The organism is Streptomyces niveiscabiei, assembly GCF_001419795.1.
In the GTDB taxonomy this organism is placed as follows: Bacteria; Actinomycetota; Actinomycetes; order Streptomycetales; family Streptomycetaceae; genus Streptomyces; species Streptomyces niveiscabiei.
Window position 1 is genome coordinate 1 of record NZ_LIRL01000066.1, and the last position, 13,125, is coordinate 13,125.

General features: G+C 68.6%; 14 protein-coding genes and 1 CRISPR repeat array. Of the genes, 11 read left to right on the forward strand and 3 right to left on the reverse strand.

Annotated features, from left to right (window positions below; translation table 11 throughout):
• Together AOK24_RS52620 and AOK24_RS04145 are read right to left on the reverse strand one after the other, a co-directional pair.
• The coding region (locus tag AOK24_RS52620) for an HD domain-containing protein (RefSeq protein ID WP_206191144.1) at positions 1 to 223 on the reverse strand (223 nt) is incomplete at its 3' end.
• Between the two features lie 89 nt (positions 224 to 312).
• Positions 313 to 3,452: a CRISPR direct-repeat array (repeat unit 29 nt; unit sequence GTTCTTCCCGCGCCAGCGGGGGTGGTTCG).
• A 140-nt stretch (positions 3,453 to 3,592) separates the two neighbouring features.
• Positions 3,593 to 4,426 carry an MmyB family transcriptional regulator gene (locus AOK24_RS04145; protein ID WP_055718690.1) on the reverse strand — a complete coding sequence of 278 codons (834 nt, stop codon included), beginning with the start codon at positions 4,424 to 4,426 and terminating at the stop codon, positions 3,593 to 3,595.
• A gap of 415 nt (positions 4,427 to 4,841) precedes the next feature.
• Between AOK24_RS04145 and AOK24_RS04150 the strand changes: the two genes are divergently transcribed.
• Genes AOK24_RS04150 through AOK24_RS04160 form a run of 3 tightly spaced genes read left to right on the forward strand, consistent with a single transcriptional unit; the run spans position 4,842 to position 7,199 of the window.
• Positions 4,842 to 5,507 (forward strand): hypothetical protein, encoded by a 666-nt coding sequence (locus AOK24_RS04150; RefSeq protein WP_206191143.1) that lies wholly within the window; start codon positions 4,842 to 4,844, stop codon positions 5,505 to 5,507.
• On the forward strand, positions 5,494 to 6,747 hold the full coding sequence (locus AOK24_RS04155) for an MAB_1171c family putative transporter (RefSeq protein WP_055718691.1): 1,254 nt from the start codon (positions 5,494 to 5,496) through the stop codon (positions 6,745 to 6,747). The genes AOK24_RS04150 and AOK24_RS04155 overlap by 14 nt, the downstream gene beginning before the upstream one ends.
• Positions 6,748 to 6,752: 5 nt before the next feature.
• Positions 6,753 to 7,199: an NUDIX domain-containing protein gene (locus AOK24_RS04160; protein WP_240553651.1), complete on the forward strand. Its 447-nt coding sequence runs from the start codon at positions 6,753 to 6,755 to the stop codon at positions 7,197 to 7,199.
• A gap of 7 nt (positions 7,200 to 7,206) precedes the next feature.
• Here AOK24_RS04160 and AOK24_RS04165 read toward each other — a convergent pair whose 3' ends face one another.
• Positions 7,207 to 8,100, reverse strand: a complete 894-nt coding sequence (locus AOK24_RS04165; RefSeq protein WP_055718693.1) for a helix-turn-helix transcriptional regulator — start codon at positions 8,098 to 8,100, stop codon at positions 7,207 to 7,209.
• A gap of 323 nt (positions 8,101 to 8,423) precedes the next feature.
• On the opposite strand from AOK24_RS04165, the gene AOK24_RS04170 reads away from it, so the two are divergent.
• The 8 genes from AOK24_RS04170 (at position 8,424) to AOK24_RS04205 (ending at position 13,088) form a co-directional block, all read left to right on the forward strand.
• Positions 8,424 to 8,741, forward strand: coding sequence for a transcriptional regulator (locus AOK24_RS04170; RefSeq protein WP_240553655.1), 318 nt, complete (start codon positions 8,424 to 8,426; stop codon positions 8,739 to 8,741).
• Positions 8,738 to 9,070: a MerR family transcriptional regulator gene (locus AOK24_RS04175; RefSeq protein WP_055718695.1), complete on the forward strand. Its 333-nt coding sequence runs from the start codon at positions 8,738 to 8,740 to the stop codon at positions 9,068 to 9,070. The genes AOK24_RS04170 and AOK24_RS04175 overlap by 4 nt, the downstream gene beginning before the upstream one ends.
• 19 nt (positions 9,071 to 9,089) lie before the next feature.
• The gene (locus tag AOK24_RS45370; RefSeq protein WP_079056673.1) at positions 9,090 to 9,662 is read left to right on the forward strand and encodes a WhiB family transcriptional regulator; all 573 of its coding nucleotides are present in this window, start codon (positions 9,090 to 9,092) and stop codon (positions 9,660 to 9,662) included.
• A 149-nt stretch (positions 9,663 to 9,811) separates the two neighbouring features.
• Positions 9,812 to 10,036 (forward strand): hypothetical protein, encoded by a 225-nt coding sequence (locus tag AOK24_RS04185; protein ID WP_159051788.1) that lies wholly within the window; start codon positions 9,812 to 9,814, stop codon positions 10,034 to 10,036.
• A gap of 8 nt (positions 10,037 to 10,044) precedes the next feature.
• On the forward strand, positions 10,045 to 10,833 hold the full coding sequence (locus AOK24_RS48330) for a hypothetical protein (RefSeq protein WP_159051789.1): 789 nt from the start codon (positions 10,045 to 10,047) through the stop codon (positions 10,831 to 10,833).
• 1 nt (position 10,834) lies between these two features.
• The gene (locus tag AOK24_RS04195; protein WP_240553657.1) at positions 10,835 to 11,560 is read left to right on the forward strand and encodes an ATP-binding protein; all 726 of its coding nucleotides are present in this window, start codon (positions 10,835 to 10,837) and stop codon (positions 11,558 to 11,560) included.
• On the forward strand, positions 11,557 to 12,006 hold the full coding sequence (locus AOK24_RS04200; RefSeq protein ID WP_240553659.1) for a DUF6195 family protein: 450 nt from the start codon (positions 11,557 to 11,559) through the stop codon (positions 12,004 to 12,006). The genes AOK24_RS04195 and AOK24_RS04200 overlap by 4 nt, the downstream gene beginning before the upstream one ends.
• Positions 12,003 to 13,088: a DUF2637 domain-containing protein gene (locus tag AOK24_RS04205; RefSeq protein WP_159051790.1), complete on the forward strand. Its 1,086-nt coding sequence runs from the start codon at positions 12,003 to 12,005 to the stop codon at positions 13,086 to 13,088. The genes AOK24_RS04200 and AOK24_RS04205 overlap by 4 nt, the downstream gene beginning before the upstream one ends.
• Positions 13,089 to 13,125: the final 37 nt, after the last annotated feature.

Below are 13,125 nucleotides of genomic sequence, written 5' to 3' on the forward strand. Positions count from 1 at the left end.
ACCGGTCCCACAAGAACAACGCCATCGCCGCCGCGTCCAGCAGATGCCGCACCAACGGATACACCGGGAAAGCCGTATCCAACCCCCGGGACTTCCCCCAGAGCGACTCATCCACCTCCACGAACGCCTTCCCCATCACGCTAAACTCCTGCCCCCTCGCGACTGCTCCGACGACCGACGACCCAACCACAGCCCACTGACACCCACACCCCACACACCGCATTCAGGCCGGATCGACGACAAGGACGACCGAGTGTCGACAGATCAAGCAAAGAAAAGGCAAAGGGGTTACTGAAGCCCAGGTCAGGAAGTGTTCTTCCCGCGCCAGCGGGGGTGGTTCTGGAGGGGGCTGGGCGGCGCGCTCGCGGCCGTAGTTCTTCCCGCGCCAGCGGGGGTGGTTCGGCGAACGCCTCCCCCTGGCGCTGCCCATTGTGGTTCTTCCCGCGCCAGCGGGGGTGGTTCGGACGCGCTGGGCGCCGTGAAGGGCGAGCTCCAGTTCTTCCCGCGCCAGCGGGGGTGGTTCGTGTTCTCGATCAAAACGGCCCGGCGAGAGGGAGTTCTTCCCGCGCCAGCGGGGGTGGTTCGGCCGACATCGAGGTCAGCGAGGCGTGGGTGTGGTTCTTCCCGCGCCAGCGGGGGTGGTTCGCTGAGGTCCTTCAGCCGGTCGGGCTCGGGCAGGTTCTTCCCGCGCCAGCGGGGGTGGTTCGGCAGGGGACTTCGCGGTCATCGGATACGGCGTGTTCTTCCCGCGCCAGCGGGGGTGGTTCGCCGGTGAGACAGGCGAGGCCCTGCGCACTGCGGTTCTTCCCGCGCCAGCGGGGGTGGTTCGTTGATCTGGCTGTAGTCGGTACCGGGCACGCCGTTCTTCCCGCGCCAGCGGGGGTGGTTCGCTGGGGCTGGACGAGGGTGCGCAGCGCGGTGTGTTCTTCCCGCGCCAGCGGGGGTGGTTCGTCCTGACGCGGGATGTGGGCGTCAGGACATCCGTTCTTCCCGCGCCAGCGGGGGTGGTTCGGCAGTATGGGGGCATCGCCATCCCTGGGTGTGGTTCTTCCCGCGCCAGCGGGGGTGGTTCGTTAGACATCCACGGCAGATGGGCCGACGAAGAGTTCTTCCCGCGCCAGCGGGGGTGGTTCGCTCCTGGAGGTGGCCGTCACCCGCGACCAGGCGTTCTTCCCGCGCCAGCGGGGGTGGTTCGGCCCGGGCGGAGGAGTTCGAGCGGGCCCGCGCGTTCTTCCCGCGCCAGCGGGGGTGGTTCGCCGCCGGTGAGCGCGTCGAGGTCGGCGAACCCGTTCTTCCCGCGCCAGCGGGGGTGGTTCGACGCTGTGGTGGCGGAGAAGTAGGCGGGAATTGTTCTTCCCGCGCCAGCGGGGGTGGTTCGTTCCCGCCCACTTGAGCAAGATCAACACGGGCGTTCTTCCCGCGCCAGCGGGGGTGGTTCGGCGCAGGCGAAGCAGAGCCGGACGAACCACACGTTCTTCCCGCGCCAGCGGGGGTGGTTCGATGCTGCCGTGGGTGCCGGTGCGTCCGGCGGAGTTCTTCCCGCGCCAGCGGGGGTGGTTCGACGGGCCGACGTGGACCTTCTGGCCAGTGGACGTTCTTCCTGCGCCAGCGGGGGTGGTTCGGTCGAGTCGCGCGGTGGTGACGGCGTTGTGGTGTTCTTCCCGCGCCAGCGGGGGTGGTTCGGTGAGGTCGCCCCCCGCCTTGAGGACGGGGACGTTCTTCCCGCGCCAGCGGGGGTGGTTCACTCCGTCCCGCCGCCCGGACCATCGCCGCGCAGTTCTTCCCGCGCCAGCGGGGGTGGTTCGTAGGTGTCACCGAGGGCGACTTTCGCCGTTCCGTTCTTCCCGCGCCAGCGGGGGTGGTTCGCTGTCGATCACGACGGCCTGGTGGCCGTAGTCGTTCTTCCCGCGCCAGCGGAGGTGGTTCTTCCGAGTGTGCCTACCGCCCGCCGACCCGAGAGTTCTTCCCGCGCCAGCGGGGGTGGTTCGGCGGTCTCCTTACAGATCCGTTGACCGGACAGGTTCTTCCCGCGCCAGCGGGGGTGGTTCGGTGTTCAGGCGGTAGCTCGCACTCATCAGGTCGTTCTTCCCGCGCCAGCGGGGGTGGTTCGATCCGGCCCGAGGTGAAGCTGGGCGGCCGGTGGTTCTTCCCGCGCCAGCGGGGGTGGTTCTCCGCTGACGCCGTCCCCCCGCCAGCTCGTTGAGTTCTTCCCGCGCCAGCGGGGGTGGTTCGTAGCCGACGAATCCCGAGCCCACAGCGCGGGTGTTCTTCCCGCGCCAGCGGGGGTGGTTCGATCACGACGGGTTCGAGTCGCTGGAGCGTGTGGTTCTTCCCGCGCCAGCGGGGGTGGTTCGACAGGGTCTTGTCCGGGGTGAGTGCGGCGGACGTTCTTCCCGCGCCAGCGGGGGTGGTTCGGTCCTCTACGACCTGACGGAACTGCGCGGCAAGTTCTTCCCGCGCCAGCGGGGGTGGTTCGTTCGTGTAGACGTCCTTGAGGGTCGCCTTGACGTTCTTCCCGCGCCAGCGGGGGTGGTTCGATGCTGCGGGAGGTGTGCACGAACATCTGGGGGTTCTTCCCGCGCCAGCGGGGGTGGTTCGGCCGGCGCGGACACTACGGCGGAGGAACTCACGTTCTTCCCGCGCCAGCGGGGGTGGTTCGCAGGGCGATGCCGTCATGGCCGGCCCTCACCCGTTCTTCCCGCGCCAGCGGGGGTGGTTCGTCCGGGCCGTTCGTGTTCGACCTGATCACGACGTTCTTCCCGCGCCAGCGGGGGTGGTTCGAAGAAGGTCCCCCCGGCGCCGAAGCCGTACGGGTTCTTCCCGCGCCAGCGGGGGTGGTTCGCCGGCGCAGTTGTCGCAGGTGCGGGGGGTCCGGTTCTTCCCGCGCCAGCGGGGGTGGTTCGCGGTCGGCGTCGCTGTTCGGGTCGCGGGGTACGTTCTTCCCGCGCCAGCGGGGGTGGTTCGGTCCACTACGAGGGCACGGCGGTCAGCACGCGGTTCTTCCCGCGCCAGCGGGGGTGGTTCGCCGGCGGTGACGACGATGGCGCCCTTGTCGTCGTTCTTCCCGCGCCAGCGGGGGTGGTTCGAGAAGAACTGGGCCGTAGTCAAAGGGCCTCCAGTTCTTCCCGCGCCAGCGGGGGTGGTTCGGCGCTGATGTCCAGCTCGGCGCCCTTGTCGGTGTTCTTCCCGCGCCAGCGGGGGTGGTTCGGAGTCGTCCTGGACGAGCCCCTTGAGCCCTTTGTCCTTCCCGCGCCAGCGGGGGTGGTTCGACGCCCGCCCCGTCACCACCTCGCCCGGCGGCGTTCTTCCCGCGCCAGCGGGGGTGGTTCGCACATCAAGAACATCCGGCGCCTGGTCGACGAGTTCTTCCCGCACCAGCGGGGGTGGTTCGTGCCAGACGACTTCCAGGTGGCTGAACTCCTCGTTCTTCCCGCGCCAGCGGGGGTGGTTCGGCGCCGGAGGGAGGTGATGCCGTACAAATCGTTCTCCCTGCGGACATCGAGACGCGCCATCAAGATGCCGACGCAGTTGGACTGGATCGAGATCAACAGCTTCGGCGGCTCCAGAGCAACCTCATAAAACCAAGGCTGCCTCACCCTGAAGGCACCAACTCCGCCGGTGTCAACGCCACCAGTCGACAGTTCGGCAACTCCAGAGGCTCCAGCACAAGAATCCGCACAGTGAACTCTTTTCCTCCATACCGAGGCAGGTGAAGGCGCCGGGGCGAGCTGGATACCGGGTACGTCACGGTCGGTAGGTCGGCGTCGTTCCACATTCTGCGGGCGGTCGGGTCGAGTCTCACCTTCTCGATGATTTCCTGAAGCCGTTCGTCCTGCGGCCATTTCTCCGCGTGGACCCGAAGTGCAGCCATCGAGGGGAGCGCCCAGGATTCCCGCCAGTCGATGAGCTGGGTGCGCGCCTCCGGAGAGGTCAGGACCCATTCCACGACGTTGGCCCCGTCCGCCATCCAGGGGAAGTACTCCTGGATCTTCTTGTTGCAAGCGAGGAGGTCCCAGCGGTGGTTGCTGAGGTAGATCCCCCACGTCGGGCTCTGCTCGACGAGGGACAGGAGGGCCGGGGACAGCTTGGGGACCGGCGGTCCGAAGTGCGTGACGTGCGGAGCCCGGCCTCGGACGGTGTTGTAGACGATGTCCCATTCATCGGCGTCCAGGTCGAGGACATGGCGCACGGCGTACAAGAAGGGGTCGCTGTAGTTCCCCGGGTGTCCCGCTTCGAGGTTGCCGTACCAGCGTCGGCTGACGCCCGCCAACTTCGCCGTCTGCTGCTGGGTGATACCGCGGGTTAACTTCACGCCGAACAGGGCGCTGAATCCCGGTACATCGGCCGTGTCGCGGCGGGCGCGGGCCTGGCGCAGGATGCGCGTGATGAGGAGCTGCTGCTTCCTCCCACCTTCCGTAACGTTCATATAACATCCAAAAATGGGGTGTGCGTCACAGATTTCCGGCGGTCGACATCAACGACCTCCGTCGAGATACAGCGCACCGCCCCCTGATTTCAGGCGAGTTGAAGCATCACCGAGGTCGCACCGAAAAGAGTTGAATCGGAAACTACCTGGCTAGGGGAACTGTCAGTTCCCCTCTTCAGAATAAGCGGATGCTGTGAATCCTGTGCCGTTCCGGCCTCGGCCGTAGTCTCTTCATCGTCGAGGGATCTCCTCCTGCGGCCCGTTCAGCTTGGCTCGCGCACGAAAAGGATCTTCATGTCGCGCTCCGTTCCGACCGTCACAGGCTTCAGAGGAATACCGTCCTCCATGATCCGCGAAAAACGCGCATACCGCAGAAGTTCCCCCAGCGGCTTTATCTCCTCGTTCTGAGGCACCCATGGAGAAATTCAGCACGCCCGGTCCTGACGGTCCCAAGGGCCGGATACCGCGCTCCGACGGCCGGTGGTGGAGACGGGCGGCCGAGTCCGTGCGCAGGCGCCGCGCGGCGGCAGCAGCCCGGCGTGAACTCCATGAGGAGTGCCGCTCCCGGCTCGCCGGAATGCCGGTCCCGAAGCCGTTCACCCTGGACGGCCTGATCGCGGGGATCGAGTCCGCCCGAGGCCGCCGTATCAAGCTCGTCCCGGTACCGGACCACCTGCTGGCCAACACCGACGTGTGCGGCCTGCGGCTCCAGCTCGACGACGTCCCGGTGGACCTGATCCTGCACGTGGAGGGCACCACGTCCTTCCACCGCCAGCGGATCATCCTCCACGAGCTGGCCCACATCTGGTGCGACGACACCTCCGAGGCCGACTTCGAGGAGCTGGCCCGTCTCCTCCCCGACTTCCCGCCCCACACCCTGCACCGCCTCCTGACGAGAGGCCGGGTGATGGCCCGCCACCGCTACGACTCCCCCACCGAGCGCCGGGCCGAGATGCTGGCCGACCTCCTGCACCACGAGGCGTACGCCACCGACCACATCGACGACCCCACGGTGCGCCACCTCGCCGAAGACCTCACCCATACCCCCCACACCCCCCGGAAACCGCGTGTCCGTCTCTGATCTGATCGCCACCTTCATCCTCGCGCTGCTCCTTCTCCAGGCCGCCGTCCGCCTGCCCGGAGCACTGCGCGGCCGGCGCCGCAGCCGCTCTCTGTCCGGCGCCTTCATAGCCTTCGCGCTGGCCTGGTGGCTGCGCACCGACCTCGGCCGGACCACCATCGACCCTCTCGGCGTCAACGACCTGCCGACCCTCCTGAAGCACATCCTGGCTATCGCGGGGATCTGCGTCCTGCTGATGTACGTGTGCGACGTGTACGCCGAGGAGGACGCCTCCGCCCGCCACATCAGGGTCTCCGCGCTGGTCCAGCGCGCCACCGCGTACGCCTCGCTCGCGACGGTCGTGTGCCTGACCGCGGTCTTCTTCCTCGTCCTCGACCGCTCCAAGACCGCGAAGGACAGCCCGTACTTCATCGGCCGCCACATGGGAGACCGCGGCCTCGCGCTCTACATGGACCTCTTCTACGCGTACGTCGTCGCCGCCGCGCTCGTCTGCGCGTACCAGTGGGGCCGCGCCGCACGCCGGGCCAGCCACTGGTCCCTGCGCACCGGCCTCACGATGATGACGGCGGGCATGACCCTGATCGTCGTGTACGCCGTCATGCGCACCGTGTTCTTGACCGCCGCGACCTTCCACCCGCTCCCCGCCCGTGACCTGGCCGACCAGGAACACGTCACCGACACCGTCCTGTACGCGGGCTTCCTGCTGTGGCTCCTCGGCTCGATCGTCCCCGCGCTCCGGGCCCTCCTCGCCCGCGTCCACAGCACCCGGGCGGTCGTCAGGCTCCACCCTCTCTGGCGCGACCTGGCCCTCGCGGTCGACGGCATCGCCCTGTACCAGCCCGCCACCCTCCTGCGCGGCCACCGAGCCGCCGCCCCGCTCAGCACCCTGCGCGACGTCCTGTCCCACGACGCCACCCCGCAGGTCCGTCTGGGCCGCTACGTCACCGAGATCCGCGACGCCACGCACGAACTGCGCCGCCGCGCCCCCGCCGACCTGTACGAACGCGCCGTCCGCTTCGCCGAGGCCCAGGGCCACCGCGGCGCCGACGCCGAAGCGGCGGCCGAAGCGTACTGGCTCAAGGCAGCGCTCCCCGCCGCCCGCCACCCCGCCGGCGCACCGACCGCCTTCCGGACCGCAGGCGACGACTTCACCACCGAGGTCTCCTGGCTGATGCAGGTCGCCCGCGCGTACCGCCGCACCGACTTCGCCCCCGTTCCGCTCCCCGAGCCCGCAAGGTGATGACCATGAGTACTCTGACCGCCTCCGCCGCCGCCGTGTTCTTCAACCACGACGGCGAGGTCCTGATCGTCAACCCGACCTACAAGAAGTACTGGAACCTCCCCGGCGGCGCCGTCGACATCGACCAGGACGAACCCCCGTACGACGCCGCCGTCCGTGAGGTCCGTGAGGAACTCGGGATCACCCCGCCCATCGGCCGCCTCCTGGTGCACGCGTGGATCACCATCCCCGGCGTCGGCGCCCAGGTCCTCTACGTGTACGACGGGGGCATCCTCAACGCCGAGCAGCAGGCCGCGATCACCCTTCAGGAATCGGAACTGAGCGAGTACCGCTTCTGCGCCCCGCGCGACCTCGGGCCGGACCTGATTCCTCCGCACCTCGACACGGTGTGGCAGGCCGTCATCACCGCGCACGCGGAACGCCGCCTCGTAGACGTAACCGTGCGTCTGTAGAAGGCAGTTACGGATGGTCGGGCTGTGCCTTCGCCTCCGCGCGGGCCTGCTCGACCTCCTTGCGGATGAACGACAGCAGATCCGCCGAGAGCCCTTCCTTCTCCCCACCGCGCGCGGCGATCGCCGCGAACTCGCTCTTCAGCAGCCACGTCCCCGCGATGATCCGCTGCACGTTGGCGTCGTCGGACCAGATCAGCGGCGTCGTGTCGAGCGCCTCGGCGAGCGCGCCGAGCACGGCCTCCGACGCGGCGGTCACCTCGCCGGTACGCAACCGACGTACCGACTCCTCCGTCAGAACCCGGGTGCCGGTCCGGCTGTTGCCTTCGGCCGCAACTTCAGCGTCTGACAGGGGAGTTGGGAGGCGTTCGACGAGATAGGTGATCTTCTCGGCCAGGGTTTCCGGCAGCTCTGCGGGAACGCTCCCCAAGAGAGGGGAGGCGTCGCCCCCCTCCTCCGCGCTCTCCTCAAGGTCCTGTCCGTTCGCCTTGGCGATGGAGCGGTCCTCCGCCTTCCGCAGTTCCTCCACGGTCACTCCGTACCGCGCGGCGAGGGCCTGGACGTACTTCTCCTTGAGCCGCCGCTCTCCCCGCTCGGCTCCCGCCACCGGCCCGGCGCTCTTCGTCCCGATGATCGCGGGCGTCTCGTACTGGAAGAGGCCGGCGTCGCAGCGGAGGTCCGTGAGGTCGGGCAGTCCCGTACGCGGGAAGAGTTCGTCGAGGGGACGGCCGAGTGCGCGGGCGAGAGCCGGCAGCTTCTCGGGGTCGGGGGCCGTGAGCCCGGTCTCCCAGCCTGCGACGGTCGAGTCCGCGACGCCGACAGAGGCGGCCACGGCGCTCTGCGGAATGTCGGCAGCTCGCCGCACCGCGCGCACGCGACCCCTGTCGAAGTGTCGAGCAGCCATCGGACCTCGTTTTTTATCCAAGCAGAGGAACCATCTGCTTGTTGATATTCCTCGGAAACTGGGATAGCTTCAGCTTAGCGAAAAACCGGGGTTTCGCACACCCCGACCTCGCCCGACTCGCGTGCGCCCGCAGGCCACGGAGCCGGAACGGACAACGCGCACATCGCGCTGTCCTCCCAAAACAACACCGGCGTCCGGGAGTTCGCACCTCCCAGACGCCGGACGCAATGACCTGGCCTTCGCACGGTCCAGGTCACCGAGACGGCCGCCCCGTGTCCCTCGCACGGCACCACCGGGACGGCTACCACGTGAAGGAGTGTCGCATGGCTCCTGCCATGGGCTGCAAGTCGGGCATCTCGACGCCCGACCCCACCATCGCGAACCGGCTGGCCGGCCAGTTGTCGGCCCTGCTGCCCGGGGTCGCCGCCGTGGACGTACGCCTCCAGGACCCTCGTACGCCGTGGCCGCACCTGCGGTTCACCGCCGTCGACGAGGAACAGCGGGCCGTACACGTCCCCCGCGCCAAGGCGCTCACCATCGCCCGCTGGCTCATCAGGTCTTTCCCTCAGGCCGGCTGGGCGGCCCAGCCCATGCGCTTCGACCTGCGCACGGCCGTGCTGAGCGGACGGGACGCGCGATGACGACGGCGAACACCACCGAGCTGGCCGCACTCCACGGACTCGCGGCCGTCGTACGGATGCTCGCCCGCACCGACGACGTCGCCGAAACCCGGCTCCACCTGGGGTACGACGAAGCCGCCAAGCGCCTGAACATCCCCGAAAAGTGGCTGCGTGAACGGATTTCCAGTCTTCCGCACCGGAAGCTCGGAAAGTTCGTCCAGTTCACCGAGGAAGACCTCCGATCCATATCCGAAATGCATTTCGTCCAGCCGCATCAGCACGTGGCACGGGAAGAGAGTCCGGACCTATTGGCCATACGGCCTTCCGCACGCTCCCGCCGCCGCACCTGACTACCTGGAAACAGACGAAATGAACACCACCATGAACGCTCTCGTCGATTCAGCTCGGCAAGGCGACTGGACACCCCTGCTCGAAACCGCCCGCGAAGCACCGGGAAAGAACTGGCCCGAGAAAGCTCTCTGCTCCGGACTCGACTTCGAAGACGACTTCTTCCCGGAGTCGGAGCACCCCTGGAGCGACCCCGACCAGATACGGGAGTCCCACGCGGACTCGCTGAGGCTGCCGCTCGCGCTGTGCTCCGCCTGCCCTCTCTCGGTCGCCGCACGCTGCTTGGTGGACGCGCTGCGGCACGAGGACCGGTACGGCATCCGAGCCGGTCTGCTGGCGCCGGAACGCGAAGATCTCCTCAGCCTGTGGAAAACCCGCGTCAACCCCGGAGCAGTCGCGGCAGTACTTCAGGGTGTTACCACCCTGCTCAACTCCTCGGAACGCACAGCAGTGATCGCAGAAGTGGCTGAAAACTCTGAAGTCAACGCTCATCTCGCCGCGCGAGGTCTAGGGATTCCGATCAAGTATCTGTGGCAATTGGTGCGCGATCACAAGAAGCGCTCAGCCGGTTCCTCCGTTGCTGAAGCGGCATAGCCACCCTTCATCGAATCCTTCCTCACGAGAGCTTCCCCATGCCCAATAAACTCAGCTTGGCTCTGCACTCCTTGGCACCGGACGCCGTATTGATACGCGTCTTCCCCGAGCGGCAAGGAATGGTCCACCTCTACGGAGCGGACTTTTTCATGCACCTGTTCCCTAAAGACGTCGCAGACCAAGCCGCGCGGCTCATACGGCAGCACTTCGGCGACGCCCTCGACTGGCGGCTCCCCCACGACTTTCACGTACCCACGGGCCGCCTGTACTTCACCCCGCACCCCGACCGCGTCGGGTACGTCCCGGAGGACGACCGTTCCTTCGGGCTGCGAGAAGAGCGGTACGTCGCCACAGCGCGCGGCGGTGACCAGTGAGCGCTGTCATGACAGAGCTGGTGTGGAGCCGCTCGCGGGCCAAGCGGGGATCGCTCCTCGTGATGCTCGCCCTGGCCCGTGAGGCGGACGACAAGGGGTGGGTCTCCCTGTCCCTGGAGCAGATCGCCAAGCTCGCGCGGCTGTCGGCGCGAGCGGTCACCAACTGCCTCCCCGAACTGTCGGCGCTCGGGGAACTGAGCTACACGCCGGGTTCGGGCCGGGCCGTCACCAACCGCTACTCCCTCTTGCTCGGCGCATCGGGGGAGCGGGAAGCAGGAAGTGAGTTCTCGGAAACGGCTGCCGAAACCAGGAAGTCCGAGCCAGAAACCCCGAAGTGCCTTCCAGGTAGCAGGGAAGCTTCTTCCGCACATCGCGGTGCTGGTAGTACTCCCGTAGGGAGTACTACCTCTTCAGAACAGCAAGCTGGCTTGCTGTCTTCTCGTACGGCACCGAAGCGAGCGCACGCCGATGCCCCCGGAGTCCCGTCCGACGCCAAGGACCTCGTCGCGGCCCTCACGAACGCCGGGATGGTCGTCGGCTGGCGGCTCACCGAGGACGAGTGGGCGCGGGTAACAGCCTTGTCGGCGCGGTGGGGGGTCGAGCGGCTGGTGGAGGTCATCTCCCGCCGCTGGGACCCCGGCCGTCCCCCGCAGTCCGCGCGCTACCTGCTGCGCATCTGGGACGACCTCCCGAGCCAGGTCCCGGCCCCCAACGTCGTCCCCCTGCGGCGCGAGTCCGGCGGCTGGAAGCCATACCGCAACCCCGCCAGGGCCAGCGCCTACCAGAACGGATTCTGACGTGTCCGATCCTCAACTCGCCTTCCAGGCGCGGTCGGTGCGCCGGATGGAGCAGATCCTCGCCGCGAAGGGGATCTCCCTGGTTCCCGACGACGTCCGCCCGTCGTCCGCCGAATCCGGTCCGGGCACCCCGCGCTGGCACCACGACGCCCGGGTCGAGTACGCACTCACCCGCTGGCAGGCGGCGACCCCGCCCCGGTTCCGCGACGCACGGGCGACGCTCCTTGAGGTGCGGGCCTGGGCGGACCGCGCGCTCGACGACCCGTCCCGGGCAGGAACGCTGCTGCTCACCGGCCTGACCGGGACGGGCAAGACGCATCAGGCGTACGGCGCGCTGCGGCACGTCGCGAGCGGCGGTCCCGAGCGGTTCGAGGTGCTGGCGGTGAACTCGGCCGACATGTACGGCCGGCTGCGTCCCAGCGCGGTGATGGGGGCCTCGGAGCAGGAGCTCAGGCGGCTGTCGACGGTGCAGTACCTGTTCCTCGACGACTTCGGGACGTCGAAGACGTCCGAGTGGACGGAAGAGATCACCTACCGGCTGATCAACCACCGCTACAACCACTGCCTCCCGACCGTCATCACCTCCAACCTCCCCGCCCGCGACGCCGACGGCCCCGACCTCACCGACTTCGTCGGCGACCGGGTCGCCAGCCGCCTCGCCGAGATGGTCACCACCCTCGTCCCGATGATCGGCGACGACCGGCGCCGGACACGAGGGGCGGCATGAACCACCCCACCTACCCCAGGAAGACCACCACTCCCATGCCCCACCCCCTCATGCTCGCCGCCGCCTCGAAGCTCGTCAGGGCGGAGCAATTGCGCTCCGCGGCCCGGACGCAGGCGTTCCACACCTGGGGCACGCGCGCGGTCACGGCGGCGTCGAAGCACGCCCGGCGACTCCTCGGTGACGAGGCCGTGACGCTGAAGTGGGAGGCCCTGGGCGTCCTGCACCCGGACGACCTGCTCCAGGCGATCGCGCCGCTGGGCACCGTCGCCGGGCAGCGCCTCGAACTCCACTACAGCGGCGACGGCAAGCAGACCGAACGGCTCGCGCTGCGGCGCTCGTGCGGCACGTGCCCCGCCCAGCACCTCGACGACGTCGACTCGCTCGAACACCTCGGCCGGCTGCTCGCCCGGACCCCCGCGTGGCCGACCCTCAAGGAGCAGGCGTGAACACCCCGAACAGCGGGCGCACTATGTCCGCCTGGGACCGCGCGGCGATCGTCCTGCTCGGCGCGGCCGGCTTCGCCTTCTCCTACGACGCGCTCCGGCAGGTCGCCCTCGCGATCCACGCACGGCCCACGCTCTCCTACCTCTTCCCGGTCTTCATCGACGGGTTCATCGCGTACGGCGTCCGCGCCCTCGTGCTCCTGCGCAACAGCGGATTCGGCGCCCGCCTGTACACGTGGGTGCTCTTCCTCGCGGCCACCGGATCGAGCCTGTGGGCCAACGCGCTGCACGCGATCACCCTCAACCGCACCCCGCAGACCGGCCCGTCCCCGCTACACCTCGAGGACAACGTCGTCGCCGTCCTCTCGATGCTCGCGCCGCTCGCGCTCGCCGGGTCCGTCCACCTCTACATCATCATGGCGCGGACGGCGGAGTCGTCCGTCCCGGACCGGGTGGAACGCCGTCCGGGACCGGTCCGCAACTGCGTGAAGGTGGAGTTCGGCGTCCCGGAAACGGCGGGACGTCTGCGCGGCCAGGACGCCGGGGAACGCTCCGTGATCCCGCCCGTTGCGCCTCCCGTCCACGAGCGGGCGGACCGAGACAGGACGCTGCCGTCCAGCGCTGGACCTGCGGTGACGAGTCATCCGGCCGACCAGGAGACGGCTCCCTCCACACCCCGAGAACACGAAGCACAGCCGGAATCCGAACCGCAGGAACCTCCCGTCCCGGACGGACAGACACCGCCCGCCGCCCCAACGGATTCGACCGGCGCGGCCGACCAGGAACCGTCAGCAGAACAAGACGCCGTCCCCAGTTCCGACGACGCACCGGCGCTCATCCCGGACGGGGACGAGTCTCCCCAGGACCGTGACCCCGAGGACGACTGGATGAAGGACCTCCTTCCCATCGCGCGGGACGCCGCCCGGACCGCCGGACGGATCAGCCGCGACGCCATCAAGGACGCGGTCCGTGCCCATCAGGCCGTCGGCAACGACAAGCTCGGCGAGCTGGTCGCCGCCCTCAAGGACGAGGAAGCCGCCGACCGACGGCTGACTCCCCCAGACCCGTCCCGGCCACTCTGGTGACCAGCGCTTCCGGAGAGAATGAGGGTTTTCAGGGTGG

Excerpts from the sequence above, each read along its gene's own strand:
- AOK24_RS04145 (WP_055718690.1), bottom strand. The coding sequence starts at position 4,426 with ATGAACGTTACGGAAGGTGGGAGGAAGCAGCAGCTCCTCATCACGCGC.
- AOK24_RS04150 (WP_206191143.1), top strand. The coding sequence starts at position 4,842 with ATGGAGAAATTCAGCACGCCCGGTCCTGACGGTCCCAAGGGCCGGATA.
- AOK24_RS04160 (WP_240553651.1), top strand. The coding sequence starts at position 6,753 with ATGAGTACTCTGACCGCCTCCGCCGCCGCCGTGTTCTTCAACCACGAC.
- AOK24_RS04165 (WP_055718693.1), bottom strand. The coding sequence starts at position 8,100 with ATGGCTGCTCGACACTTCGACAGGGGTCGCGTGCGCGCGGTGCGGCGA.
- AOK24_RS04170 (WP_240553655.1), top strand. The coding sequence starts at position 8,424 with ATGGCTCCTGCCATGGGCTGCAAGTCGGGCATCTCGACGCCCGACCCC.
- AOK24_RS04175 (WP_055718695.1), top strand. The coding sequence starts at position 8,738 with ATGACGACGGCGAACACCACCGAGCTGGCCGCACTCCACGGACTCGCG.
- AOK24_RS45370 (WP_079056673.1), top strand. The coding sequence starts at position 9,090 with ATGAACACCACCATGAACGCTCTCGTCGATTCAGCTCGGCAAGGCGAC.
- AOK24_RS04185 (WP_159051788.1), top strand. The coding sequence starts at position 9,812 with ATGCACCTGTTCCCTAAAGACGTCGCAGACCAAGCCGCGCGGCTCATA.
- AOK24_RS48330 (WP_159051789.1), top strand. The coding sequence starts at position 10,045 with ATGACAGAGCTGGTGTGGAGCCGCTCGCGGGCCAAGCGGGGATCGCTC.
- AOK24_RS04200 (WP_240553659.1), top strand. The coding sequence starts at position 11,557 with ATGAACCACCCCACCTACCCCAGGAAGACCACCACTCCCATGCCCCAC.